The 24655-nt window shown below is 55.3% G+C and carries 24 protein-coding genes and 1 riboswitch; of the genes, 8 read left to right on the top strand and 16 right to left on the bottom strand.

Annotated features, from left to right (window positions below; genetic code table 11):
• Positions 1-7: 7 nt before the first annotated feature.
• From polA to QE270_RS02260, 4 genes are all read right to left on the bottom strand, one after another.
• Positions 8-2824, bottom strand: a complete 2817-nt coding sequence (polA, locus tag QE270_RS02245) for a DNA polymerase I (RefSeq protein ID WP_300034511.1) — start codon at positions 2822-2824, stop codon at positions 8-10.
• A 69-nt stretch (positions 2825-2893) separates the two neighbouring features.
• Positions 2894-3772 (bottom strand): DMT family transporter, encoded by an 879-nt coding sequence (locus QE270_RS02250; protein WP_300034514.1) that lies wholly within the window; start codon positions 3770-3772, stop codon positions 2894-2896.
• Between the two features lie 149 nt (positions 3773-3921).
• Positions 3922-4137, bottom strand: coding sequence for a hypothetical protein (locus QE270_RS02255; protein WP_300034517.1), 216 nt, complete (start codon positions 4135-4137; stop codon positions 3922-3924).
• 21 nt (positions 4138-4158) lie between these two features.
• Positions 4159-4986 carry a carbon-nitrogen hydrolase family protein gene (locus QE270_RS02260; protein ID WP_300034520.1) on the bottom strand — a complete coding sequence of 276 codons (828 nt, stop codon included), beginning with the start codon at positions 4984-4986 and terminating at the stop codon, positions 4159-4161.
• 213 nt (positions 4987-5199) lie between these two features.
• Here QE270_RS02260 and hslV point away from each other — a divergent pair, with 213 nt between their 5' ends.
• Positions 5200-5766 (top strand): ATP-dependent protease subunit HslV, encoded by a 567-nt coding sequence (gene hslV, locus QE270_RS02265; protein WP_300034523.1) that lies wholly within the window; start codon positions 5200-5202, stop codon positions 5764-5766.
• A gap of 59 nt (positions 5767-5825) precedes the next feature.
• A complete protein-coding gene (gene hslU / locus QE270_RS02270; protein ID WP_300034526.1) occupies positions 5826-7130 on the top strand; it encodes an ATP-dependent protease ATPase subunit HslU in 1305 nt (434 codons plus the stop codon).
• A gap of 24 nt (positions 7131-7154) precedes the next feature.
• On the opposite strand, the gene QE270_RS02275 is transcribed toward hslU, so the two are convergent.
• Together QE270_RS02275 and QE270_RS02280 are read right to left on the bottom strand one after the other, a co-directional pair.
• Complete coding sequence (locus QE270_RS02275; RefSeq protein ID WP_300034529.1) at positions 7155-10028, bottom strand: M16 family metallopeptidase; 2874 nt, start codon at positions 10026-10028, stop codon at positions 7155-7157.
• A gap of 59 nt (positions 10029-10087) precedes the next feature.
• The gene (locus tag QE270_RS02280; RefSeq protein WP_300034532.1) at positions 10088-10846 is read right to left on the bottom strand and encodes a competence/damage-inducible protein A; all 759 of its coding nucleotides are present in this window, start codon (positions 10844-10846) and stop codon (positions 10088-10090) included.
• A 62-nt stretch (positions 10847-10908) separates the two neighbouring features.
• Between QE270_RS02280 and map the strand changes: the two genes are divergently transcribed.
• Complete coding sequence (gene map / locus QE270_RS02285) at positions 10909-11736, top strand: type I methionyl aminopeptidase (RefSeq protein WP_300034535.1); 828 nt, start codon at positions 10909-10911, stop codon at positions 11734-11736.
• 73 nt (positions 11737-11809) lie between these two features.
• On the opposite strand, the gene argC is transcribed toward map, so the two are convergent.
• The 4 genes from argC to QE270_RS02305 form a co-directional block, all read right to left on the bottom strand.
• Positions 11810-12745 (bottom strand): N-acetyl-gamma-glutamyl-phosphate reductase, encoded by a 936-nt coding sequence (argC, locus tag QE270_RS02290; RefSeq protein WP_300034538.1) that lies wholly within the window; start codon positions 12743-12745, stop codon positions 11810-11812.
• Positions 12742-13641, bottom strand: a complete 900-nt coding sequence (locus QE270_RS02295; protein WP_300034541.1) for an NlpC/P60 family protein — start codon at positions 13639-13641, stop codon at positions 12742-12744. The genes argC and QE270_RS02295 overlap by 4 nt, the downstream gene beginning before the upstream one ends.
• 76 nt (positions 13642-13717) lie before the next feature.
• Positions 13718-15106, bottom strand: a complete 1389-nt coding sequence (locus tag QE270_RS02300; RefSeq protein ID WP_300034543.1) for a M17 family metallopeptidase — start codon at positions 15104-15106, stop codon at positions 13718-13720.
• A 202-nt stretch (positions 15107-15308) separates the two neighbouring features.
• On the bottom strand, positions 15309-16826 hold the full coding sequence (locus QE270_RS02305; RefSeq protein ID WP_300034546.1) for an NAD(P)/FAD-dependent oxidoreductase: 1518 nt from the start codon (positions 16824-16826) through the stop codon (positions 15309-15311).
• Positions 16827-16940: 114 nt separating this feature from the next.
• Here QE270_RS02305 and QE270_RS02310 point away from each other — a divergent pair, with 114 nt between their 5' ends.
• The 3 genes from QE270_RS02310 to QE270_RS02320 all read left to right on the top strand — a co-directional run bounded on the left by QE270_RS02310 (position 16941) and on the right by QE270_RS02320 (position 18197).
• The gene (locus QE270_RS02310; RefSeq protein WP_300034549.1) at positions 16941-17252 is read left to right on the top strand and encodes an alkylphosphonate utilization protein; all 312 of its coding nucleotides are present in this window, start codon (positions 16941-16943) and stop codon (positions 17250-17252) included.
• Entirely contained in the window at positions 17252-17644 is a 393-nt protein-coding gene (locus QE270_RS02315) for a DoxX family protein (protein WP_300034552.1), read from the top strand. The genes QE270_RS02310 and QE270_RS02315 overlap by 1 nt, the downstream gene beginning before the upstream one ends.
• 241 nt (positions 17645-17885) lie before the next feature.
• On the top strand, positions 17886-18197 hold the full coding sequence (locus QE270_RS02320) for a zf-TFIIB domain-containing protein (RefSeq protein WP_300034555.1): 312 nt from the start codon (positions 17886-17888) through the stop codon (positions 18195-18197).
• A 65-nt stretch (positions 18198-18262) separates the two neighbouring features.
• On the opposite strand, the gene QE270_RS02325 is transcribed toward QE270_RS02320, so the two are convergent.
• Together QE270_RS02325 and QE270_RS02330 are read right to left on the bottom strand one after the other, a co-directional pair.
• Positions 18263-18472: a cold-shock protein gene (locus QE270_RS02325; protein WP_295446162.1), complete on the bottom strand. Its 210-nt coding sequence runs from the start codon at positions 18470-18472 to the stop codon at positions 18263-18265.
• 192 nt (positions 18473-18664) lie between these two features.
• Positions 18665-19003: a hypothetical protein gene (locus tag QE270_RS02330; protein WP_300034558.1), complete on the bottom strand. Its 339-nt coding sequence runs from the start codon at positions 19001-19003 to the stop codon at positions 18665-18667.
• A gap of 190 nt (positions 19004-19193) precedes the next feature.
• On the opposite strand from QE270_RS02330, the gene QE270_RS02335 reads away from it, so the two are divergent.
• Positions 19194-20174: a Stealth CR1 domain-containing protein gene (locus QE270_RS02335; RefSeq protein WP_300034561.1), complete on the top strand. Its 981-nt coding sequence runs from the start codon at positions 19194-19196 to the stop codon at positions 20172-20174.
• Positions 20175-20177: 3 nt separating this feature from the next.
• On the opposite strand, the gene thiC is transcribed toward QE270_RS02335, so the two are convergent.
• A complete protein-coding gene (thiC, locus tag QE270_RS02340) occupies positions 20178-22037 on the bottom strand; it encodes a phosphomethylpyrimidine synthase ThiC (RefSeq protein ID WP_300034564.1) in 1860 nt (619 codons plus the stop codon).
• Positions 22038-22071: 34 nt separating this feature from the next.
• A riboswitch (TPP riboswitch) is annotated at positions 22072-22179 on the bottom strand.
• Here thiC and QE270_RS02345 point away from each other — a divergent pair.
• Entirely contained in the window at positions 22157-22282 is a 126-nt protein-coding gene (locus QE270_RS02345) for a hypothetical protein (protein ID WP_300034567.1), read from the top strand. It overlaps the preceding riboswitch by 23 nt.
• Before the next feature lie 47 nt (positions 22283-22329).
• Here QE270_RS02345 and QE270_RS02350 read toward each other — a convergent pair whose 3' ends face one another.
• Genes QE270_RS02350 through QE270_RS02360 form a run of 3 tightly spaced genes read right to left on the bottom strand, consistent with a single transcriptional unit; the run spans position 22330 to position 24541 of the window.
• The gene (locus QE270_RS02350; RefSeq protein WP_300034570.1) at positions 22330-22758 is read right to left on the bottom strand and encodes a DUF2141 domain-containing protein; all 429 of its coding nucleotides are present in this window, start codon (positions 22756-22758) and stop codon (positions 22330-22332) included.
• The gene (locus tag QE270_RS02355) at positions 22724-23458 is read right to left on the bottom strand and encodes a sterol desaturase family protein (RefSeq protein ID WP_300034573.1); all 735 of its coding nucleotides are present in this window, start codon (positions 23456-23458) and stop codon (positions 22724-22726) included. Before QE270_RS02355 ends, QE270_RS02350 begins: the two co-directional genes overlap by 35 nt.
• Before the next feature lie 24 nt (positions 23459-23482).
• A complete protein-coding gene (locus QE270_RS02360; protein ID WP_300034578.1) occupies positions 23483-24541 on the bottom strand; it encodes an MBL fold metallo-hydrolase in 1059 nt (352 codons plus the stop codon).
• Positions 24542-24655 lie beyond the last annotated feature (114 nt).

Below are 24655 nucleotides of genomic sequence, written 5' to 3' on the forward strand. Positions count from 1 at the left end.
GGCGACTTTAGTGCGCCGCCCCCCAGCTTGGTCCAGTGCCGATTTCAATGCCCAAGGGCACATTGAGCTTCACCAGCGGCTCTGCGGCATTGGCCATGACGTTGCGGATGATTTCGCTTGCGGCAGCGACGTCGGCTTGCGGCAATTCAAATACCAATTCGTCATGCACTTGAAGCAGCATTTGGACGTGGCCTAAGCCAGCAGCTTTGAGCGCCGGTCCCATTTGCACCATGGCGCGTTTGATGATGTCGGCGCTTGTCCCTTGAATGGGTGCATTTATCGCCGCCCGCTCGCTGCCCTGCCGTTCGGCTTGGTTGGGTGACGTAATGCGCGGAAACCATGTTTTACGCCCGAACAAGGTGGTTGAGTGCCCACATTCGCGCACTGTGGCCATCGTTTCCTGAATATAATTGGAAATGCCGGGGAAGCGTTTGAAATAAGCGTCAATAAGCGCCTGCGCCTCGTCCGCCGAAGATTCCAGACGCTTTGAAAGTCCCCATCGCGAGATGCCATAGAGGATGGAGAAGTTGATTGTTTTGGCCCGTCCGCGTGTGTCGCGGTTCACTTCGCCAAACAGTTCCAGCGCGGTGCGCGCATGGATATCTTCGCCCTTTTCAAAAGCATCGCGCAAGGGCGCCACATCGGCAAAATGCGCGGCAAGGCGCAGTTCGATCTGGCTATAGTCGGCAGACAATATGACATTGCCGGGTTCGGCGACAAATGCGTCCCTTATCTGACGCCCCGTCTCGGTCCGAATAGGAATATTCTGCAAATTGGGGTCCGTTGACGACAGTCGCCCGGTTTGCGCACCCACAAGGCTGTAGCTCGTGTGTACGCGGCCTGTTTTTGGGTCAATCTGCTGCTGCAGGCTGTCTGTATAGGTGGACTTAAGCTTTGCTAGCTGGCGCCAGTCCAGCACCTTGCGCGCGATTTCGATACCCTGTCCCGCAAGATCCTCAAGCACCGTCGCGTCAGTCGAATATTGCCCTGATTTGCCCTTTTTGCCACCCTTATATCCCATTTTACCAAACAGAATGTCGCCCAATTGCTGCGGGCTTCCAATGGTAAAAGGTTGTCCGGCCAGCCCGTGGATTTCCTTTTCCAGTATTTCCATTTGCGCGGCAAATTCGGACGACAGGCGCGCAAGGGCGGCGCGGTCCACCTTTATGCCAGCACATTCCATCTGCGAGAGCACAGGCACCAACGGGCGGTCTACCAGTTCATAAACGCTGGTCGCTTTTTCGGGGCTCAGCCGCAGTTTCAGATGATGCCACAGCCGCAACGTCACATCGGCGTCTTCTGCCGCGTAGCATGTGGCATCCGACAACGGCACCGCGGCAAAGCCAATCTGGCTTTTGCCCGTGCCAGTGACACTTTTGTACGAAATGCATTCATGCCCAAGATGCGTCTTTGCAAGCTCATCCATGCCATGCAACTGACGCCCTGCGTCCAGTGCAAAGCTCATCACCATAGTGTCGTCATAAGGCGTGATTTGAACATTATGCCGCGCCAGCACGGACATGTCATATTTCAAATTCTGACCGATTTTCAGAACGCTTGGATCGCTCAGAAGCGGGCGTAACTTTGCCAGCGCCGCATCCATCGGGATTTGCACGGGCTTTTCCGCAAACATATCCGTCCCGCCATGCGCGAAGGGCACATAGCATGCTTCGCCGGGGGCGACTGCGAGGCTTAGACCAACGAGGTTCGCACTCGCCGCCTGCAAGCTGTCGGTTTCGGTGTCAAAGCCAAGCGTGCCGGTTTCGCGGGCGCGGGTGATCCAATGGTCCAGCCGCGATATGTCTGTCACGCATTCATAAGCCGAAACGTCGATCTTTGGCATCGGCGCAGGCACGGCCGACGCCCCTGTTACCGGCGCACGTTCGGCGCCGTCGCCGGCGTTCGTAGCCTTGGGGTTGCCCGCAATCGCCTTGTTGGCAGCGGCGGTGTTCGCAACATGCCCAATGCGCTTCAGCAGGGAATTAAACCCGTGATGCTGTAAAAATTCGGCCAGCGGCTCTTCCGGAATCGCACCCAAAACCATGTCTTCAATGGCAATCGGCAGCGGGCAGTCTTCTTTCAACGTGACCAAAACTTTCGACAGCCGAGCCTTGTCTGCATGCTCGATGAGGTTATCGCGCATTTTGGATGGCTTCATATCCGGTGCCGCGACCAAGACGCTTTCGAGATCGCCAAATTCCTGGATCAGCTTGGTCGCGGTCTTTGGGCCAACGCCCGGTACACCCGGCACATTATCTACGCTATCGCCCATGAGCGCGAGCACATCACCGACCTTTTCCGGGCCAACACCAAATTTTTCATATACTTCTTCGGCGCGGATGCGTTCGTTTTTCATGGTGTCAAACATGTCGATGCAAGGTTCCACAAGCTGCATCAGGTCCTTATCGCTGCTGATGATGGTGACATGCCAGCCAGCCGCACATGCGGCCTTGGCGTAGCTTGCGATCATGTCATCGGCTTCGACATCATCCTCTTCGATCAACGGCAACGAAAACGCGCGCGTTGCATCGCGGATCATGGGAAATTGCGGCTTTAGGTCTTCCGGCGGGTCGGGGCGATGCGCCTTATACTGGTCGTAAATGCGGTTGCGGAAGGTCTGGCTGGATTTATCCAGCACCACCGCCATGTGCGTTGGACCATCGGCTTGGTTGAGGTCATCCGCCAATTTCCACAACATCGTAGTATAGCCATAGACCGCGCCCACAGGTTCACCATGCTTGTTAGTGAGCGGCGGCAGCCGGTGATAGGCCCGGAAAATATAGGCGGAGCCGTCAACGAGGTAGAGATGCTTTTGATCAGACATGACGGTGCGATAGCAGCCCGTTTTGGCCAAGTCTTTTGCTAATTTGTTACGTCAGTGCTGACGCAGGATTTAGCGCGATTTGCGCAGCAAAAGGAGGCCACTAGCGATTATGATACCTGACCCAAGGAGAGACGTAACATCCGGCCAGTCGCCAAAAACAAGAATGCCAACGACCAGCGCAATTAACAATTGAACATATGTCATGGGCGCAATTTCTGCGGCGGATGCGCGCGTCGTGGCCATATATATCAACCAATGTCCAAAACTTGCGGTGACGGCAACCAACGTGCAGCGCGCGATAATTGTCCAATCGGGAACACCGACATGCAGCGCTTCGACGCCCGAAAAATGGCCAATAAAGGCAGCGCAAAAGATGAAGGGCACCGCAAGTGACGCCACCAAAAATTGCATCAGCAATGGCGAACCCGTCCCTGCCACGGCGCGGTTGCCAATTATCATGAACGCCATGCTCATTGCCGCCGCCAGTGGCAGTAACGCGACCCAGCCAAGCTCCATAACATTAGGCCGCATGATCAACAACACACCGCCAAAGGCCACAAAAATGGCAATCCATTTCGTCGCATGGGTCCGTTCGTGCAGGAACATCGCGCTAAAAATCGCTGTTATCATGGGGCTGGTAAAGCCGATGGCCGTTGCGTCGGCCAATGGCATGAGGAAAATCGACGAGAAAAAACAGATGGTCGCCGTGGCCACCGAAAATCCCCGTAACAGCTGCAATTTGGGCATGGGCATAGCAAAACCTTGCCGCCCTTCCTTCAGTAACAGCAAAGCGCCAAGACCTATGGCACCAATCGAATAGCGCAGCGCAGCGACAGCGGTGCCGGGCCATGCCCCCGCGATAGATTTGATGACCGCATCGCCAATCGACAAAAGTGCAAATCCGCACAAAGCGTATAACAAGCCAGACCGGGCCGAGGATGATGTCACGAAAATTTCCCCAATAGAAGCGCCGCCTTAATCCGCTTTATCCGGAATGGAAAGCAACGCAATCGTCGCGCTATTTCTATGCAGGATGATGCCAATTTCCCGCTGTGATCATCGGCTATTGCAAACCACTGGGCAAGGGTCAGCGCCGGTTAAAGTCCCTTAATCGCCAACGCCGCTGTCAGGACAGTTGCCAGCACCGAAAACACGGTATTGGCTGTCCACGGCATGAACCCCACATCGTCAATATTGGCGCGATTATGGCGGCGGCGATCCGCCAGGCTACTGACCAACACCACCACGGCAGACATCACGGATGACGCCGCCCACAGATGATCTTGCCAAATAAATTGCTCAAACGCGTGCATGGGCTTGCCCTTAATGCGGATTTATTCGGCAATAAAGGGTGAAGGAATGTTCCGCCGGTTTGCATGAACAGGAATCTGTTGTCGTACCCGCTTTATAGTATCGAGATCGAGATCGACGCAGACCAGTCCAGGCAAGCTGCTCATATCGAGCAATATGGTGCCCCATGGATCAACCACGAGCGAATGGCCATAGGTTTGCCGGCCGTCTTCATGAACACCGCATTGCGCCGCCGCGATAACGAATGCCGCACTTTCGATCGCCCGTGCGCGCAGAAGCGCATGCCAATGCGCTTCACCGGTGGGAACGGTAAAGGCAGATGGTAGCGTCAATACGTCAACGCCCGATTTGGCATATGCGCTGAACAAATCGGGAAAGCGCATATCATAGCAAATCGCGAGGCCCATCAGGCCAAGGGGCGTTTGAACCACCACGGGCTGTTCTCCGCCGACATAAGCCGATGACTCATGCCACGTTTCACCCGACGCCAAATCAACATCAAAGAGATGCATTTTGTCGTAACGGGCCGCAATTGCAACATCTGGAGAGATTATGATGCTTCGATTGGCTAACTTTTCCGCGCCATCATTCAAAATGGGCATGGAACCGATATGCACCCATATCCGATGTCGGGCGGCAGCCGCGATAAGGCTTTGCAGTGCAATGCTGTGGGATTCAACCGCCATGTGTTTGCCGGCGCGGGCGCGGTCACGATCAACCAGTAGCGCCATTTCTGGCGCAAAATACATCGACGCGCCGTTTTCAGCAGCTTTAGCAATAGCGTCTTGCATATCCGAAGCGTTGCGCATCGGATCAATGCAACTGGTCATCTGATGCAAAGCTATCCGCATAAAAACCTGATGGATCTTAACTAAGTGGAAAATGACATCGCTGCCTGACAGGCATTTCACTCATCAAGCAACATTGCAAGAGATATGCAACCTGCGACATGGATAAAGCAAAAACAAGATGAAGAAGCAGTTTAGCGTTCGCGTGATCGGCGATATTCAGACCGCACAAGCGCTCACTTGCGCTTTGCGCGGATGTTTCCCATATCCGTTGCCATGGAAGCTCATTCTCACGCGAATCCGATGACCTGGTACGGCACCACCATCCTATCCGTCCGCAAAAACGGCAAAGTCGTCATTGCTGGCGATGGTCAGGTCTCGATGGGCCAGACGGTCATGAAACCAAATGCCAAGAAAGTCCGGCAATTGCACGATGGCTCAGTTATCGGTGGTTTTGCAGGTGCGACTGCCGATGCATTTACCCTGTTTGAACGGTTGGAACGCAAGCTTGAACAGCATCGCGGGCAATTGATGCGCGCAGCGGTCGAATTGGCGAAGGACTGGCGGACCGACAAATATCTGCGCAACTTGGAAGCGATGATGATTGTCGCGGACAAGGATGTGACCTTGATTCTGACGGGCAATGGCGATGTTCTAGAACCGAATGACGGGATTGCGGCGATTGGATCGGGCGGGAATTACGCTTTGTCAGCCGCCCGTGCACTTGCCGATTATGAGGCAGACTCCGAAAAAATGGCACGACATGCCATGAAAATTGCCGCCGAAATCTGCGTCTATACCAATGACCATCTGACGGTCGAAACCTTGGATAGCGGCCAGTAAACAACCGTCACTCGCTCGCTTCACTTGAACGCCGTTCGCAACTTCCCATTTAGGCCGTAATGAAAAACGCTCTCACCCCAAAAGCCATTGTGGCTGCACTCGACGAACACATCATTGGCCAAGCAGACGCAAAGCGTGCCGTCGCGGTTGCACTGCGCAACCGGTGGCGCCGCCAACGTCTCGGCGCGGATTTACGCGATGAGGTGACGCCGAAAAACATCCTGATGATTGGCCCCACGGGTTGCGGCAAGACTGAAATTTCCCGCCGTCTGGCCAAACTTGCCGATGCGCCTTTCATCAAAGTGGAGGCCACCAAATTCACCGAAGTTGGCTATGTCGGCCGCGACGTGGAACAAATTGCACGCGATTTGGCCGAAGAGGCCGTGCGCCTTGAAAAAGAACGGCGCCGCGAAGTTGTGCGTGAAGCCGCAGAAGCCGCAGCAATGGAACGGATATTAAAAACGCTGGCAGGTGATACCGCCAGCGAAGCCACACGCGAAGCATTCCGTCAACGAATCCGCGACCGTCATATGGATGAAGTGGAAATCGAGATTGAAGTTTCCGATGCCCCTAACATGCCCATGGAAATTCCAGGCATGGGCGGCAATGTCGGCATGATCAATATTGGCGAAATGATGGGCAAAGCCTTTGGCAAGGACAATCTGAAACGGCGCAAGATGAAAGTCCCCGATGCTTGGACCAAGCTGGTCGAAGAAGAATCAGAAAAGCGCCTAGACCAAGATGACGTCAACCGTGTGGCACTTGCCGATGCGGAAGCCAATGGCATCGTATTCCTCGACGAAATCGATAAGATTGCCGTGTCGGACGCACGGGGCGGAGGCTCCGTCAGCCGCGAAGGCGTTCAGCGCGACCTGCTGCCGTTGATTGAGGGGACAACTGTCGCCACCAAATATGGCCCGATGAAAACCGACCATGTGTTGTTCATTGCGTCTGGTGCGTTCCACATCTCCAAGCCAAGTGATATGCTGCCTGAATTACAGGGCCGCCTGCCCATCCGCGTTGAACTGCGCGCGTTGGAGCATGCGGACTTCGTTCGTATTCTCTCGGAAACCCGCGCCAATTTGCCGACGCAGTATAAGGCGTTGTTGGCCACCGAAGAGGTAACGTTGGAATTCACCGATGATGCCATCGACGCGATCGCGCGCATTGCCTTTGATGTGAATTCGACAGTGGAGAATATCGGTGCAAGGCGATTGCAGACCGTGATGGAAAAGCTGCTTGAAGACATCAGTTTTGATGCCGAGGACCGCAAGGGTGAAACGCTCAAAATCGACTCCGCTTATGTCAGTAAGCAGCTTTCCGGCATCGCCAAGGACACTGACTTATCCAAATATGTGCTTTGACGTAAGCCGCTCTTTGCTCTGATATTAGCGGGCGTCGGTCATGGGTCCAAGACCCTGTTGCGGTGCTACGACAAGTTTCCAAGCCTTGTCCTTCACAAAATAGCGTTTGGCCAGAGTTTGCAACATGGCCGGCGTTACGCTGTTGTAATCTCTGTAGAGCTTGCCCAACGCCACAAACCGTTCGGGATCATATGTGGCGCCCTTGAGCTGGTTTAGCCAAAATGTATTGCCGGACGCTGCACGCTCAATCGCCTGCTTAGTCGGCTCTACAGCACGTTGCAGTTCATCGGCGCTAACGGGATACGCGATAAGATCTGCAGCAACAGCATCCGCAAAGGCAAAGAAGCAATCAACGTCGGCAGGTTTTACCTGCGCATAGGCCATAAGATACCCGCCGCTATTAAAGTCGACTGGCCAATTGGCGGCCATGTCAGGGCTGTAACTCGCCGCTTGTTCGGCGCGGAATTTTTCGAACAGCCGATCACGGAATATTGCCGCCAATGTTTCCAGCTGCCGCCCTTCGCTAATGCCGTTAATGCCGCCACCCGTCGGCCACGCCACGACGGCCGCCGCCTGATCGGAAGCGCCGCGATGCGTCAATCGCACTGGGGTCGAACTTGGCGCTGGGAAATGCATATCACGCGCCGCTGCTGACACTGCCAACGCCGCACGCGGCGCCATTGCGCCAAAACTTTTTTCAAGCGCCGACACCGCTGCAGCCTTGTCAAAGTCACCAAAGAGCATCACCTCGATTGGGCCTTGTGACATTAAGGGTTTCCAGAAGGATTCAAATTTCGCAGCATCGATGTTGGCAATTTCAGCGGGGGTAGCGGCCTTCCATCGCGCGTCCTTGTTACGCAATAGATACTCCAGATCGCGTTGTAACACGGACGTTGCCGACATTTCGTAGCTGGCATAGCCTGATGTTGCCAGTGCCTTGGCACGCTCAACCGGTGCGACATCCCAGCCCGGATGTTCCAGCTTCGTCGCAATCAGGGTCAGTTGGTCGGTAAGGTCATCCGGCCGCGTATTTGCGCCAAATTGAAATGCACTGTTGTCGACCGAAAAGTTTAGTTCAATCCGCCGTCCATTGACCATCTGATCAATTTCCGTACGCTTAATCTTACCGATGCCATTTTCTGGCATGACCAATGGCCCGGCCCATAGCAACCCGCCCTGATCTGGATTTACAGCCTGATAGCCATAGCCAAAACGCACGAGCACTCGGATTTGACCGCTCTCTGCCTTATTCGGATATAGCAATGCGCGCACACCGTTGGACAGCTCAAGCCGGGTCATCTGCAACCGCGAAACAGTATCCTCAATCACCAGCTTCCCCGGCGCACCCAATTTTGGCAGCGCCGCAAAGCCAAGCGTGTTCTCGGACAATCGCGCCGTTTTGTTGGCAGCTACCGAAGCATTTAATGCAGCTAGCGCACGATTATCTGCGTTGGGGACGGAACTAGGCGAAGACAGCATGAGCCGCGTCACATCGGCCATGAATAGGTTCTGGGTTGATGCTAGCAGCCTTTGGGGCGTGAACTTGTCCTTCATGCCCTCATAGACTTGAACAACCGTTTTTGGGGCAGCAACGGTCTCCCGAATGTCGACGGCATTCACGATATCATCGGCCTGTTTGGCGGCAGCTTCAAAGGGGTAGCTGTCCAACATCGTGCGAAGCGCGTTACCGAACAACGTTTTCTCGCGGTCAATGTCCGCGACCGAGGGCGCCGTCATTGTCGCATCTGCAACGATGGCGCGAACGTCGCGCGTTGCCGCCTCCCATTTGTCGCCAATGGGGGTGAGCGACACCAATGTCGCATCTGCGGTACGCGAAATGTCTTCCTGGGCGATTTGGGCGACCAGATAATTTCCGCCGTTACGCGCTTGCACTTCAAGCCGGCGGTTAACGATCTGAAGCGCCAATGCGTCGACCAGCAACTGCTCATTATAAGCAATTGTGTCGTTCACTTTGCGCCATGGACGCAAATAGGCAATGCTGACCGTCGTAGGCAATGTCGGCTCAATCAACACCCGTACAGGTGTGCCTTGCGGTGAAGGATCGCCAAACGGAGGTTCGGGCGCGCGTGGGCCAACGTCCTTCCAGTCGTTGAAATATTTCTGCACCAGATTCGCAAGCTGTGCTGGTTCCATGTCACCAGCCATCACCACGACGACATTTTCGGGGCGGTACCAGCGGTCATGAAATGCTCTCAGTCGAATGGCATCTGACGCCTGCAGCGTTTCTGGCGTTCCGATAGTAGATCGGTTCGCCAGCCGTTGCCCCTGAAACGCATGTTGGCGCAGAGCGTCGCTGTAGATCATCTGCGCACCGCTATTTTCCCGCAATTCGGCCAGAACAATGGCGCGCTCGGCATTCAGCGCTGTTGGCGAAATCCGCGGATTGCGGATCATGCCGGAAATGATTTTGACTGACTCATCGAGTTTTTCGGGTGTCGCGTTCGGCAAATCAAGCTTGTAAACGGTCTGCGTCGGTGTCGTTTGGGCATTGCTGTCGCTGCCGAAGGTTACCCCAAACCTTTGCCAAATGCGTTTTGCTTCGCCATCGGGGACAAAGGTCGAACCGCGAAACGACAAATGCTCGATGAGATGGGCAAAGCCTTGCTCATCATTATTCTCATGCAATGCGCCTGCATCAATCCGCACGCGGATGGAAACTTGCCCCGCCGGAACGTCATTCTTTTTTACCGCGTAGCGCACACCGTTGGGCAGCACGCCAAACGTCCATGTGTCATCGACAGGGACATCGCTGCCTTCGTACAACCAGGGCTGCGCAACAGGCTTGCCAACCTTGGTTGCGGCAGGCGCAGCTTGCGCGAAAGCGGGTGTAGAGAGCAGCAGGGCCGCAAAAGCGAGGGCATTGGAGAATGTGCGCATGTCACTCCTCATAAGGCACGTGCAGCTTGACCGCACATGAACGAGACGACAAACTCGGCTTAAATTCCACCATCGACAGTATCATAACCCAAGCCGCGTAGGCCAAGTTGCAACGCCTCGACGCATTCTGCCAATTTATGCGCATCGGTGGTGCGCACCACAAAGTTCGCGCCGACCTTGCCTTCGCGGAAAAACGGATAGCTGCCGATCTGGCATCCTTCATGATGCTTTTCGGTATCACCAAGCAATTTGGCCACTTCGCTTTCGGCGACCCAGCAGCCGATTTGTTGTGACAATAACGGCGCACCGCCCTCAAGCGTGCCTGTCAATGCGTCCAACATGCCGGCGGTGATATGCGGAACACCGGCCATGATAAAGATATTGCCGTGCCGGATTCCCGGCGCGCCCGACATTTTGTTGGGAATAAGTTCAGCGCCGTCTGGCACACGCGCCATGCGCAAACGGCCCGGATTGATCCCGCCACGCGTTTCATAATATGCATGTAGCACTGCGCTTGCCTCGGGGTGAATGACAACCTCTACGCCCAATGCAGCCGCAATTGCGTCCACCGTGATGTCATCGTGGGTCGGGCCGATGCCGCCTGTCGTAAATAAATAATCGTTGCGCGCGCGAAGCGCGTTGACGGCCTCGACAATCGATTCCTCAACATCAGCAACAACGCGCACTTCTTTTAGGCGAATACCCTGAATATTCAGCCAAAGAGCGATTTGGCTGACATTTTTGTCCTGTGTCCGGCCAGAAAGGATTTCATCGCCAATGATGACAAGGGCGGCGGTGTAGATGCGAGATTCTGTCATAGGCACGCGATAGCATAATTCACCCTCTCGCAAAGTGCGGAATATTGCCTTATGTCGGATGCATGGAACAATATGTACGCGTTACGCCCGAAGAGGCGATGCAAGCCCGCGACGGGACGATCAAATTGCACGGGTCAGAGGGCTTTGACGGTATGCGCAAGGCTGGACGCCTTGCCGCAGAAATCCTTGACGCATTGGTGCCACATGTCGTGCCCGGCGTAAGTACAGAAGAACTCGATGACATTGTGCGCGAGATGACGATGCGCGGCGGAGCCGTTCCCGCCACTTTGGGCTATCGCGGCTATACGCATAGCTGCTGTATTTCGATCAACCATGTCATTTGCCACGGCATTCCGTCGGACAAAAAATTGAAGGATGGCGACATCGTCAACATCGACGTCACGCCGCAACTGGGCGGCTGGCACGGCGACACCAGCCGCATGTTCTTGGTCGGCGATGTGCCTGTGAAGGCCAAGCGCTTGGTGGACGTTACCTATGAATGCCTGATGCTGGGCATTGAAGCGGCCAAGCCCGGCAACCATGTCGGTGACATAGGTCATGCCATTCAAACCCACGCCGAAAAGCACCGTTACGGTGTGGTTCGCGATTTTTGCGGGCATGGCCTTGGCCAATTGTTCCACGACGCCCCCGAAATCGTCCATGTCGGCCGCCCCGGCACTGGCCAAGAAATCCGTCCTGGCATGATCTTTACGATTGAGCCCATGATCAATATCGGCAAGGCCGCCGGCAAAGTCCTCGACGATGGCTGGACGGCGGTAACGCGCGATCGCAGCCTGTCTGCGCAGTTTGAACATAGCATCGGCATCACCGAAGACGGCTGCGAGATTTTTACCAAGAGCCCCAAGGGTTTTGATCAGCCGCCTTATTAAGGCTTTGTGGCATTGGCATTGGCATTGGCATTGAGACACCTGAACGCGTCAGAGGTGTTTGGTTGAAATCGGGTTACAACCGCAACCCAGCCGTCTCGTCCAACCCCGCCATGATGTTTAGGTTTTGCACCGCCGCGCCGCTTGCGCCTTTACCGAGATTGTCGAGCATCGCCAGCAACCGCACTTGTGACCCGTCGGGCGACGCCAGCACATAAAGGTCAAGCCGGTCGGTCGGCGCTTGGTCCGCATGCATCAGCAATTCGGATGGTGCGGCTTCGGTGTGCACAGTAACCACTGGCGACCCCGCATAATGCGCAGCGAGTGCAGCGCGTAACGCATCTGCGCTGCCAGCCTTTGGCATCGCGAACAACGGCAGAGGCACCTCGACGATCATGCCGCGAAGGGCGCGAACGACGGCAGGGGCGAATATGGGCGCGTGGGCAAGGCCGGCATGGACCTGCATTTCGGGCACATGCTTATGGGCAAGGTCCAGGCCGTAAGTACGAAAGCCGATATCCGTGCCGTCACCTTCGAACCGTTGTATCAACGCCTTACCGCCACCTGAATAGCCCGACACCGCGTTGACGGTGTACGGCCAGTCGGCAGGGATCAAGCCAGCGGCCACCAATGGCGCGACGAGGCCCAAAAATCCGGTGGGGTAGCAACCGGGGTTGCTAACCCATCGCGCAGACGCAATATGTTCGCGCTGGCCAATGCGATACTCGGCAAAGCCATAAGCCCAATTGGGGTCAATACGATAGGCGGTTGATGCATCAATGATTCGGGTGTGGCTGGACGTGGTCATGGCCACCGCCTCTTTCGCGGCATCATCTGGCAAGCAGAGGACGACGAAATCGGCGTCGTTCAATGCTTCGCGCTTGGCGGCGGGGTCTTTGCGCTTATCATCATCAAGCAAAATCAGTGCAAACTCCGCGCGTCCAGCAAGCCGGTCGGCGATCTCAAGCCCAGTGGTGCCCGCTGCCCCGTCGATGAAGATAGATTTGGTCAAAACGCAACCCGCTTACGTGCCAATATCGGCTCATCGTACTCGGCAAATCGGGCCGCAGCATCCGCTAGGGGTTCAACACTGACCGCCATTGCGGTGCCATTAGCGTGAATGATGTTTTCGGCATCCGCCATGATCCCAACATGCCCCGGAAAGAAAACCAGGTCACCACGCTGCAACACAGCATCATCCGGCAAATCCACGCCAAAATCGGCTTGCTGCATATCGGCATCGCGCGGGGCCAGAATGCCCTTTAGGCCAAAGACTAATTGCACAAGGCCAGAGCAATCAATGGCATCGCCACTGCGTCCGCCCCAGCTATAGGGCGTGCCAATCAACTGCTCAGCCAAATCAGCGGGCGACGCTGCGACGCTTCCAATTTCCGACAGATGCGCGCGCGGCACAAATCCATTTTCGCACGCCAGATAATTGCCACATTCGCTCGGCGATCCACACAGCAATTGCGCTCCCATGGGGTAGCGCGCGAGGACGCGCGCCTTGGCCGATGGCGCAGCCACCAATAACGTCGCTGCCGCGCTGACGATATGCGTTGCGTCAAAATCATCGCCGAGCTCGGCAAAGCGGACATAGCCCAAATAATTGTCATGCAGGCAATAGCCCCATGCCCAGTCACCCGCGACATCAAGAACGGCAAATTCCTCGCCATGCATAAGCGCGCTGACGGGCATTGAGGTCGCATGGGCTTCGGCATAAATTTCAGTTACCGGCGTAATGCCAGTACGCAGCATGGGTACCGCATAATGCGGCGCAAACAACTTTCCGGCCAGACTAATATCGGCAAGGTCGCCACGGATCGGCGTTGTGCGCTTATCTCCCACAAGGCTATGCCCGCTTAATGTATAAATAGGCCGCTCGCCCGCCTGTATATGACCGTCCACCAACTGTTTCTATCCCTGACCTAATAGCATGTGCCCCAGGCGAGGCCGGGGAACACATCAAATGATATATGGCACCCTAACGCGCCGGGTATCTTTCCGCCAGATAGCCGAAGACCGCACGCAATCCAAGGGCCTCTCCACCCTTTGGCCTGCCGGGCTTGCTGCTGGGTCGCCAGGCGAATGTATCAAGATGCACCCAAGGCACATTGTCGGGGACAAATTTCTGTAAAAACAACGCGGCGGTAACTGCGCCTGCAAATCCGCCGCCACTGTTAGACATGTCGGCGATGTCGCTATCGAGCATTTCCATATATGGCGACCAAAGTGGCATGTGCCATAAGGGGTCCGTCGCTGCTTTCGATGCGGCAAGAAGGCCAATCGCGATGCTGTCATCATTGCTGAACATCGCCGGCAGGTCGGGCCCAAGCGCGACACGCGCCGCACCGGTCAGCGTGGCGAAATCAATGATCAGTTCCGCCTTATCTTCTATCGCTTTGGTTAGTGCGTCGGCCAGCACCAAGCGTCCTTCGGCATCGGTATTGTCGATTTCAACGGTAATGCCCTTGCGGCTTTTAATGATATCGCCCGGCCGCATCGCGTTGCCCGATATGCTGTTTTCTGCAGCGGCCACAAGCATATGTAAACGAACGGGCAAATGCGCCGCCATGATCAGCTCGGCCAGCGCCAATGCGTGTGCTGCGCCGCCCATATCCTTTTTCATCAAGCGCATGCCCGTCGAAGGCTTGATATCCAGCCCGCCCGTGTCAAAGGTAATCCCCTTGCCCACAATCGCAACGCGCGGGTGGCGCGGGTCGCCCCACTCAAGCTCAATAAGACGCGGCGCATGTTCGCGCGTTGCCGCCTTGCCAACCGCATGAATGAGCGGATAGCCGGCTTCCAAAGGCTCACCAGCTGTCACCGTAACCTCTGCCTTATGCGCCTTTGCGATCCGTTTTGCCTCTACCTCCAGCGCGTTTGGCCCAAGGTCCCCCGCTGGCCGGTTCACAAGATCGCGCACCAATGCCGTCGCGGTTGCCTGCAACGCGGCCATGGTAATGCGCGCAGGCTCCTTCACCAACAAAACCCGTGGCCCTGTCAGCTTTGGTTCGCTCAGATATTCATAATAGCGATACTGCCCCAGCATCCAGCCAAGCATAGCCTCGCTGGCATCATAATCGGCGAGCCGATATACACCCTCGGGCAAGCTGTCCGCCAGCTTTGCCAAATGCCACAAGCTCGGTGCCGAAACATCAGTTACGCCCGCCGCCACAGACCATTCGCCCAGTTTATCAGCGGGCAAGATAGCTATATCGTTGGCGCCACCTTCGAACTTCTGTGCCTTGATCGCAGTTCGCACGGCATCAGGTTGAAGCGCAAGCCACGTTTCAAATCGGCTTTTGTCGGTCACATGAATCAGGGTGGCGGCCTGCCCGTTGTCAGGCTGAATTAAAGTGTCATACTGCATATACGTAGCGATAGCGGCAATGACACGCGAACGGGAGAAGTTTTAGGAACGTCGCGCATTTTTATGTGCATGGTTATGATTGCGAACATCGGGCTATCGCACATCCAACCCCCGCACCGAACAGCCCGAGCAAATGGCTGCGGCTATTCGGCTTTGCTGCCAAGGACAGCTGACGGGCGTTATAAGCGCCCGTCAGAGCGCATCATTCTGCTGCGATCAACGTCTCTTCGGCTTCCCGATGTGCGCCAGCGAAGGCGGGCGCTGAAAATATCATAACGCCATCGTCAACCGGATCTTGGGTCAGAATTTTCTTCTCAGCCGTATAATTTTGCAGAACCCGCCATGGATGACGATCACCATTTTTGGGCAATGAGTCGAAACTACGTGCGAAATAGCCAGAGCTAAAATCGGTTACGAATGGCAGCTTTGGCATATCTGGATCATCAAGAACCGGTGTTGCCACAAGCGCGTTTTTATCGTCCATTTTCCACAGCAAGCGGCAGACATAATCAGCGACGATGTCGGTCTTCAACGTCCATGACGCGTTGATATAACCAAAAACGCTGGCGAAATTGGGGATGTCGTTAAACATCACGCCCTTATAATTGAAGTGCTCACCAAAATTTATGGCATCCCCGTCGACGCTGATGGCGGTTTTGCCCATCGTCACGAGGTTCAAGCCAGTCGCAGTAATGATGATGTCGGATTCGATGTGCTTGCCCGACTTTAACTGAATACCCGTTTTGGTGAAGTGGTCGATGTGATCTGTAACAACTTCAGCCTTGCCTTCGGTAATCGCAGTAAACATGTTGCTATCAGGAATGAGGCAAAGGCGTTGTTCCCATGGACCGTATTTTGGCACAAAATGGGTGTCGACATCAACTGATGCAGGGAGCGCTTCCCGCGCCATGTTGACCAGTTTCTCACCCAGCTTCGCGGGATTGCGGCGCGCATACCAATAAGTGAAGCGCTGCATGTTTATGTTGCGCCACCGCGTGAGCGCGTAAGCCAGTTTCTCGGGCATAATCTTACGCACGAATTTTGAAAATGGGTCGATGGCAGGACGCGAAACCATATATGTTGGCGAACGCTGAAGCATGGTCACCTGCGCGCCCTGTTCCGCCATAACAGGAACAATCGTAACCGCCGTCGCACCTGAGCCGATAACGGTTACCTTCTTGCCCTTATAATCCAAATCCTTTGGCCAATGCTGCGGATGGATGATTTGGCCGCCAAAGTTGGCTTCGCCTGCAAAATCGGGCTTATAACCCTTATCATAGTCATAATAGCCAGCGCACATGAACAGGAAACGCGCAGCAAAGTGACGTTCATTGCCACCATCAACGGCCTTAGCCGTTACATGCCAGCGCGCATCTGGGCTTGACCAATTGGCCGAGATAACTTGATGGCCAAAATGGATATGCTGCGAAATTCCATATTCCTCGGCGGTTTCATGGACATATTCGTGAATGGATGGACCATCCGCGATCGTCTTTTCATGCAACCATGGTTTGAAGCGATATCCCAAAGTGTGCATGTCAGAGTCAGACCGGATACCGGGGTAACGGAACAGATCCCATGTACCACCCATATCGGCGCGCTGCTCAACAATGGCGTAACTCTTGTTCGGGCATTGCATTGTAAGGTGCGCCGCAGCGCCGATGCCGGACAATCCAGCTCCTACGATCAAAACATCTACTGTCGTCTCAGCCTGCGCCATATGCCTCTCCAATTTATGAGAAAATCTTACTGACATCGTTGCAAATTGCAACCGGCTTTCGCGTCATGCGAAATGCCGCTACGGCAGTGGGGGGCCAATAAGGAATTGTGCATCATGAGCGACGCAAATGACGAAGATTATGTCTATGACGAGGCATCTGGGGAATGGATAAGCGCCGCCGCTGCCAAGACAGCAACTGAGGCAGACGGTGCCGTCGAAGTGCGCGACGCGGTTGGGAATCTGCTTATGGATGGCGACCAAGTAACCTTGATTAAGGATTTAACCGTCAAGGGCGCTGGACAGACTTTGAAACGTGGAACGCTGATCAAGTCCATCCGCTTGACGGGCGATGCGCAGGAGATTGATTGCCGTTTCGACGGTATAAAGGGCCTGGTGCTGCGCGCCGAGTTCGTGCGGAAACGATAATGATCCGCTCCAGCCTCCGCGTAATTCTCGCCTTGTTCTACCTCGTGGCAGGGATCCTGCATCTCTTCTCACCGGGCGGATTTTTGGCCATTACGCCGCACTGGGTGCCCTTCCCAGAGATCGTGGTAGCAGTCACTGGCGTTGCCGAAATCGCAGGAGCCGTTGGCCTAATGATCCCGCAGACGCGCAAATGGGCCGCAATTGGCCTTGCACTTTATGCCTTGTGCGTATGGCCAGCCAACTTCAACCATGCGTTCAACGGCATCGCGTTTGACGGAAATACGCTGAGTTGGTGGTATCATGGTCCGCGACTGGCATTTCAGCCCGTGCTGATCTGGCTCGCTTTTTGGGTCGGGCACATCACCAACTGGCCATTTGGGAAGTCGCGTTAACCATTGACGCCTTCTTCTGTTTTCCTGCATGCCGACCTGCGGTTCATAGTCGCCATTTCGCTTTTGCGGGCAATTCTCGTTTTATCCGCAATGTGGATGACAGGCGCCGCACGAAATTAGCGCATGCCCTTCTTGAAAACTGGATGCCGCATCCCCAGTTCAAACAAGCGGGCCGGGCCCCTCTGGTCGTCATGTGACGGCGATGTCGGACCGCTTATATGACAACAAGAGGAGTCTCGATATGAACGCAGCCGTTGGAATGCCTTGCCCTGTATGCAAGGTACCGCTGGTGATGAGCGATCGCCAAGGTGTAGAAATTGATTATTGCCCGCAATGCCGTGGAGTTTGGCTTGATCGTGGGGAGCTCGACAAAATTATAGAGCGCAGCGCTGCTGCAGAAATGCCTCCGCAACCCGCCCCTGCCCCGCAAGCAGCGCCGCCACCCCAAGGCGGGTTCGCACCGCAAGGCTATGGGCAGCAACACCAAGGCTATGGGCATGGCTACCCGTATAAAAAACGCAAAAAGTCGTTTCTTGAAGAGCTGTTCGACTAAACGTCGGCGCGTGACACAAAAAAAGGGCCGCCTTCCGGCGGCCCTTTTTTTAATATTTCGGCTGATTAATCAGCTGAAGACAGGTTAATGGCCGAAGCCTTACCGTTGCGGCCGATTTCGACTTCGAAATTCACGCGCTGTTCTTTATCAAGCGAATGCATGCCGGCTGCCTGAACGGCCGAGATGTGTACGAAGCTGTCATCACCGCCGCCATCAGGCGCGATAAAGCCATAGCCCTTGTCTGCATTGAAAAATTTTACGGTGCCTACTGGCATAATATGTTCCTTTCACGAAACAGGTGACCACCTGACAACAGCGCCAAGTGGGTAGCCAAGTCGTGGTAGGAAAGACGTTGCACGTTCCGATCATCTGACCCGATGCGTGCTTCAAATTCCGTCGCGGTCGACGATAGCGTTTTAACGGTATACGCTTCATTTACCTAATGTGCAAACAGAAGCGGAACATAGCTACTTATTCCGGCTCACCGGCAATTTCGGGCACCGGCGGAGCAGGCGTATGCCCAATCGTTTCCGGTTGGCGACGACAGTTTTGGAATAATGCGCGATGCTGCCACTGACGATGGCTTCGGGGCTGCTGCCGAGCTTTCCGCGCATCAGGTCACAGCCAAGCGTGATATTTGCTCCGACCTTCTCCTTCACCATCCGCTCCGCCTCCCGCGCTGCATTCGGTCCGCCAAGCGCCAGACTGCCGATGCGCATCGCGATCACCATGTTCGATTCCGCGGCAAGCGCCCAAGCATCCATGCCAATGTCGAACCAGTTGGGGGTTTTGGGTGTCGTGGTCATGACCCACCCTAACCCGCCCCAACAGAATGTCACGCGGCAATGAAGGGGTGCAGTCCGGTGGGCGCCGCGTAGTGCATCATATCCTAGCGATGACGCGCCCCCACATGCAGCCTCCCACCTCCATACTTTCCATTTCCCAAAACCACCGCACACTCCTAAGGGCCTCTATTACATTTTTGTGACGAGTTTCATGTTTGAAGTTGATGCAGTCATTACTTGGGTGGACGGGGCGGACCCTGTGCATAGGGCGAAGCGGGAGCGACATCTGGCGTTAGCACAGGCTGACGCGGTGGCTCAAGCGCGTGCGCCGCTGCATGACAATGGCACCAACCCCCATCGGTGGCTGTGCAGCGACGAGCTGAATTATTGTGTGCGCTCCATCGCCAACAATGCGCCTTGGGTGCGGCAGATTTGGATCGTTACCGATGCCCAGACGCCGGAAATTATGCAGCTTCCCCCTGAAATCGCCGCAAAGATCAGCATCGTTGATCACAGAGAGATATTTGCAGGCTATGACGACGCGTTGCAGACGTTCAATTCGCTGTCGATTGAAACAATGCTGTGGCGTATCCCCGGCCTTGCCGAACATTTCTTATATTTCAACGATGACGTCTTCCTAACCGCGCCCGTGACGCGCTCGGATTTCTTTGCGGGCGATGGCCCAGTGCTGCGCGGCCAATGGGCGGACCACAGCGACCTTGTGGCATGCGGCGCCCGGCGTGATGACGCAAGCATGCTGAACCATTTTAATCAGATCAACGCCGCACAGATGATTGGCTATACCGCAGACCAAGTGTTTGAAAGCGCGCATGTCGTCCACCCAATGCAGCGTTCGGTGATGGCGCAATTGTTCGATACCTATCGCAACGCCTTTATCTCCAATGCCAGTTTCCGCTTTCGCGATGCTGGGCAGTTTCTGCCGCAAAGCCTGCATAATCATGCCTGCCTTGCCGACGGGAGCGCCGCGATATTGGACACGCGCGATTATCTGCACGTCGCGGTGGGCGCAGTGGATGCTTGGTCCGCCGATGATGTCCGAGGCTATTTATGCGGCCGCGAATGGAACGCGATTAAATTCCTATGCGTCAATGACCTACCAGAAGTTGAACGCAGCTTCCCCGATGCACGTTTGTGGATCGAGGAAGCGATTAGCCGTTCGGGTGCTGTCTAACGCTTAATCATGTTCGCGGTCGCCCGCGCCCATGTACAATTCACGGCCGGTTTCGTCATAGACCTTGCTCATATGCGCCATGCCGGCCTCCGCCTCGTCCGCGGCGACGAAATTGTCCGCTGGCTGGTTTTGCAACTTGGCAAATTCGCGCACTTCCTGGCTGATTTTCATTGAGCAGAATTTGGGTCCGCACATCGAACAGAAATGCGCGGACTTTGCGCCTTCGGCGGGCAAGGTCTGATCATGATATTGTTCGGCCGTATCAGGGTCGAGGCTGAGGTTGAATTGGTCGCGCCAGCGGAATTCGAAGCGCGCCTTGCTTAAAGCATCGTCGCGCACCTGCGCGGCGGGGTGGCCCTTGGCAAGGTCAGCGGCATGTGCGGCAAGCTTATATGTGATCACGCCTACCTTCACATCGTCACGGTCAGGCAGGCCCAAATGCTCCTTTGGCGTAACATAGCAAAGCATCGCGGTGCCGTACCAACCGATCTGCGCCGCGCCGATGCCGCTGGTGATATGGTCATATCCCGGCGCGATGTCGGTTGTGAGCGGTCCAAGCGTGTAGAATGGTGCCTCGCCGCACGCCTCCAACTGCTTTTCCATATTCTCTTTGATCTTGTGCATCGGCACATGCCCTGGCCCTTCGATCATGACCTGAACATCCTGCGCCCATGCGCGCTTCGTCAACTCGCCCAGCGTATACAGTTCGGCAAATTGCGCTTCGTCATTGGCATCGTAAATGCTGCCGGGGCGAAGGCCGTCACCGAGCGAATAAGCGACGTCATAGGCCTTCATAATCTCGGTGATTTCGTCAAAGCGTTCGTAGAGGAAACTTTCCTTGTGATGCGCAAGGCACCATTTCGCCATGATGCTGCCGCCGCGTGACACGATACCCGTCATGCGCTTAGCCGCGAGCGGAACATAAGGCAGGCGGACGCCCGCGTGGATGGTGAAATAATCGACGCCCTGTTCGGCTTGTTCAATCAACGTATCGGCGAAGATTTCCCACGTCAGGTCCTCGGCAACGCCGCCGACCTTTTCCAACGCCTGATAAATCGGCACGGTGCCGATGGGAACGGGCGAATTACGGATGATCCATTCGCGGGTGTCGTGGATGTTGCGGCCAGTCGACAGGTCCATCACGGTATCCGCGCCCCAGCGGATCGACCAGACCATCTTGTCGACCTCAGTCGCCACATTCGATGCGACCGCGCTGTTGCCGATGTTAGCGTTGATCTTGACGAGAAAATTGCGGCCAATCGCCATCGGTTCGGATTCGGGGTGGTTGATATTGTTTGGAATGATCGCACGGCCACGGGCAATTTCGTCGCGGACGAATTCGGGCGTGACATAATCGGGTATCGACGCGCCAAAGCTTTCGCCATCGCGTTTATACTCGGTAAGGCGCGCGCGGCCCAGATTCTCGCGTTCAGCAACATATTCCATTTCGGGAGTGATGATGCCTTTGCGGGCATAATGCATCTGGCTGACGTTCATACCGGGTTTGGCGCGCAGCACTTGTTTACGTACATTCGGGAATGGCGCGACGCCCCCGCTGCGGTCGGGGCCAAGCTGACCATTGTCTTCGGGCTTGACCTCGCGCTGGGTGACTTCAGTCACATCGCCGCGTTTTATGATCCATGGGCGGCGAATTTCGGTTAGGCCGGCGTTGATGTCTATATGCGCATTGGCGTCGGTATAAGGGCCGCTGGGGTCATACACGCGCACTGGCGGCTCGCCGGACGTTGGCTCAAGATAGATTTCCCGCATGGCAACGTTGAATGGACCCACATGAATTTTCTTGCTGCCGCGAATGGGGCCAGTGGTGACGCCGATTTCATTACGTGCTGGGATATCTGCCATGCTTACTCTCCAAAATTATTTGAGGAGAGCGCGGATGTTGACTGCCGCTCCCTCCCTACGCCCGTGCCAACGGGATCAGGTTCAGCGGGTCGTGGGCATTACAGCACCACCTCTCAGTCATGCGACTCCCCGGGGGTATTACGGTTTTAGAAGCAATCATCAATACTGTCCAGCGTGGCGTGGTTACCCAATCTGGCGGCGATGTAACGGGCGATCTTTTGGCATCATTGATCAACCGCGAATAACTAACAAAGCTATACAGACCCCAGCCTCCATAACGCCGGAGATGCAATTAAAGCATATATTTCATCTGGACCCGTTGGCTAACGTCTGCTGCATTAATGGCGAAGGCGGCCGAGCGAAACTTGGGCGGTCCGGTCATCACCGCAGGGTTGCGTGAAAAGCCATAACCTTCTCGTGGCAAAAACACTGCCATGTCCATTTTGCTGTTCGAATTTTCGTCGTGAACAATGGCGACGGCATATGTACCGGGGCTCATGCCGTTGAAGGAGACCATAGCGGCCTTATTAGCCGGCACATTGGCCCGAAGGCTTTTGGGATCCTTGCTACAATCGGGAAAAAAACGTGGATTTGCCGTGACGCATACAAGGACATTGCCCTTACTACTGCGCAGGCCATAAATATTGACCTCAAGCGTCACAGCGGACGAAGCGGCCTCAGCCCCGCTAACGAGGACGGTGGTTCCAACTGCCAAGCCCAAGATCAGTGCCGCACATTTTGTCCCAAAACCTGAAATATAAACCATAATTCCCCCGATACGCATCATGATGCTTCTGGTGATGCGTTGCTGTTATCAGCCATTGTCCTAATTTGCCGTTAACTATGAATTTCGGAAAGCATTCCCAGCCCATATGGTTGGTCACCCCCATTATGGTCATGATCGCTAGCACAGCGCCTAAAGCCCCTACATGAACAGGTATGATAAAAACCAACGCAGGAATGACAAAGGCGCCAGATAAGGCCTCCCATGGATGAAAGGCCATCGCTGCCCATGCGGTTGGCGGGCGGCTTTCATGGTGCACGGCATGCGCCGCCTTGAACCAAAACGGACGATGCATCAGACGATGCGTCCAATAGAACCAAGTATCGTGCGCCAATAGATACACGAAAACTGATACCGGAAGATACCACAAGGGAAGTGCGTCTATGTCGCGGTAAATCTGCGTCCAGCCTAAGCTATCCCAGCCCCAAGCAACAATTCCGGCTGGTATGCCGTAAATGGCTGCGCTGGCCAGGCTCCATTTAATCTCACTTTTGATTTGCTTATCGAGGCCGGTGTAGAGGCCGGGTTCACGAACCCGGGTTGCCCAGGCAAACGCCCCGCTAACAAGCAAATACCGTATACCGACAATTGCCGTCATCGCAGCGGCAGACATAATCAAGACACGCAAGCTATCCATCCGCCGCCCTTACATGCGTTGATATCACTTTAGCAAATTGCGCGTTTTAAATTCATGCGGTCCCGAGATACTGATCACATCACCATCCTGCATTACGGCCATTGGTCCATCATATCGGTCCGCGGTTTTGCCCAACAGCGCAAACTGAAGCGCCTTCGGCACCGATGGAACGATATGGGTAAAGGCAAGCATGCCTACCCCCGCAGACTTGGCGACATCGGCGGCTTCTTCGGGGCTGATGTGGTAGTTCTCTATATCCTTAAAGATTTTGGCGCGGTTGGTCATTCCCGCCTTTTGCGCGCTGCGGGCTAGAATATCGACGATGCGTGGCGAAAGCATCTCACTCACCAACAGGTCCGTTCCCTTGGCGGCGGCCGCAAGCTTAGGTGTAAAGGCAGTGTCGCCCGTGATGGTCACGCTTTTACCCTTGAACGCCACACGATACCCGAATGCCGGTTTGATGGGGTCATGGTCGACTGCAAATGCTGTGATACGGACATTGTTCGCGTCATAGACAGTTCCTGGCTGAATGGCCGTGCCGACCATGCCAAAACCGGACGACGACACCACAGCTTCGCCATGATGCGCAATGCGGTAGGTGGAATCAATGCGATAGGCCGCGTTCAGTCCTTGGGTGATTTCCGTGACGCCTTCGGGGCCGGACACCGTTAAAGGTGTTTTGGCGGATGCACCTGCCCAGCGTTGCAAAGTAAATGGACCAAGGCCTTCAAAATGGTCGCTATGCAAATGGGTCAGCCACACGCCTTGCACTTTGTCCAGCGGCATCCCCATCAGAGATAATGTTTCGCCGGAGCCTTCACCCATGTCAAAAACAAACAGCCTACCACCCGCAATAACGACGGTGCACGCGGCCGCACGATCCCGGCTTGGCAATGGCGAACCTGTTCCGCAAAAGCCGACATGTAATTGGTCAGCAGGTAAGTCCGCCATGACGTTTCGTGTAATGGCTGTATCTGCGGCACGGGTGATCAGCGCCATCGCGATTGGATCGCGCTGCGTATACGCAACGCCGCCAACAACAGCCGCGAGCCCAAGTGTCGCCAAAAGCCATTTTTTACGCATTTTACTTCCTCCCAATTTAACCGCCCTTCGCCACGAAGTCTCTGTGTATCTAGGCTTACCAGTCTGGAATTGCATCAGAAAAATTTTGCTGTGCCCTGCGCGTTACCGCACCAA

Origin of the sequence: Sphingorhabdus sp. (genome assembly GCF_029865925.1) — a bacterium.
In the GTDB taxonomy this organism is placed as follows: Bacteria; Pseudomonadota; Alphaproteobacteria; order Sphingomonadales; family Sphingomonadaceae; genus Sphingorhabdus_B.

What these genes read in the sequence shown, in the direction of transcription:
- polA (WP_300034511.1), bottom strand. Translation starts at nt 2,824, where the DNA reads ATGTCTGATCAAAAGCATCTCTACCTCGTTGACGGCTCCGCCTATATT.
- QE270_RS02255 (WP_300034517.1), bottom strand. Translation starts at nt 4,137, where the DNA reads ATGCACGCGTTTGAGCAATTTATTTGGCAAGATCATCTGTGGGCGGCG.
- QE270_RS02260 (WP_300034520.1), bottom strand. Translation starts at nt 4,986, where the DNA reads ATGCGGATAGCTTTGCATCAGATGACCAGTTGCATTGATCCGATGCGC.
- hslV (WP_300034523.1), top strand. Translation starts at nt 5,200, where the DNA reads ATGGAAGCTCATTCTCACGCGAATCCGATGACCTGGTACGGCACCACC.
- hslU (WP_300034526.1), top strand. Translation starts at nt 5,826, where the DNA reads ATGAAAAACGCTCTCACCCCAAAAGCCATTGTGGCTGCACTCGACGAA.
- QE270_RS02275 (WP_300034529.1), bottom strand. Translation starts at nt 10,028, where the DNA reads ATGCGCACATTCTCCAATGCCCTCGCTTTTGCGGCCCTGCTGCTCTCT.
- QE270_RS02280 (WP_300034532.1), bottom strand. Translation starts at nt 10,846, where the DNA reads ATGACAGAATCTCGCATCTACACCGCCGCCCTTGTCATCATTGGCGAT.
- map (WP_300034535.1), top strand. Translation starts at nt 10,909, where the DNA reads ATGGAACAATATGTACGCGTTACGCCCGAAGAGGCGATGCAAGCCCGC.
- QE270_RS02300 (WP_300034543.1), bottom strand. Translation starts at nt 15,106, where the DNA reads ATGCAGTATGACACTTTAATTCAGCCTGACAACGGGCAGGCCGCCACC.
- QE270_RS02305 (WP_300034546.1), bottom strand. Translation starts at nt 16,826, where the DNA reads ATGGCGCAGGCTGAGACGACAGTAGATGTTTTGATCGTAGGAGCTGGA.
- QE270_RS02310 (WP_300034549.1), top strand. Translation starts at nt 16,941, where the DNA reads ATGAGCGACGCAAATGACGAAGATTATGTCTATGACGAGGCATCTGGG.
- QE270_RS02315 (WP_300034552.1), top strand. Translation starts at nt 17,252, where the DNA reads ATGATCCGCTCCAGCCTCCGCGTAATTCTCGCCTTGTTCTACCTCGTG.
- QE270_RS02320 (WP_300034555.1), top strand. Translation starts at nt 17,886, where the DNA reads ATGAACGCAGCCGTTGGAATGCCTTGCCCTGTATGCAAGGTACCGCTG.
- QE270_RS02325 (WP_295446162.1), bottom strand. Translation starts at nt 18,472, where the DNA reads ATGCCAGTAGGCACCGTAAAATTTTTCAATGCAGACAAGGGCTATGGC.
- QE270_RS02330 (WP_300034558.1), bottom strand. Translation starts at nt 19,003, where the DNA reads ATGACCACGACACCCAAAACCCCCAACTGGTTCGACATTGGCATGGAT.
- QE270_RS02335 (WP_300034561.1), top strand. Translation starts at nt 19,194, where the DNA reads ATGTTTGAAGTTGATGCAGTCATTACTTGGGTGGACGGGGCGGACCCT.
- thiC (WP_300034564.1), bottom strand. Translation starts at nt 22,037, where the DNA reads ATGGCAGATATCCCAGCACGTAATGAAATCGGCGTCACCACTGGCCCC.
- QE270_RS02345 (WP_300034567.1), top strand. Translation starts at nt 22,157, where the DNA reads ATGCGACTCCCCGGGGGTATTACGGTTTTAGAAGCAATCATCAATACT.
- QE270_RS02355 (WP_300034573.1), bottom strand. Translation starts at nt 23,458, where the DNA reads ATGGATAGCTTGCGTGTCTTGATTATGTCTGCCGCTGCGATGACGGCA.
- QE270_RS02360 (WP_300034578.1), bottom strand. Translation starts at nt 24,541, where the DNA reads ATGCGTAAAAAATGGCTTTTGGCGACACTTGGGCTCGCGGCTGTTGTT.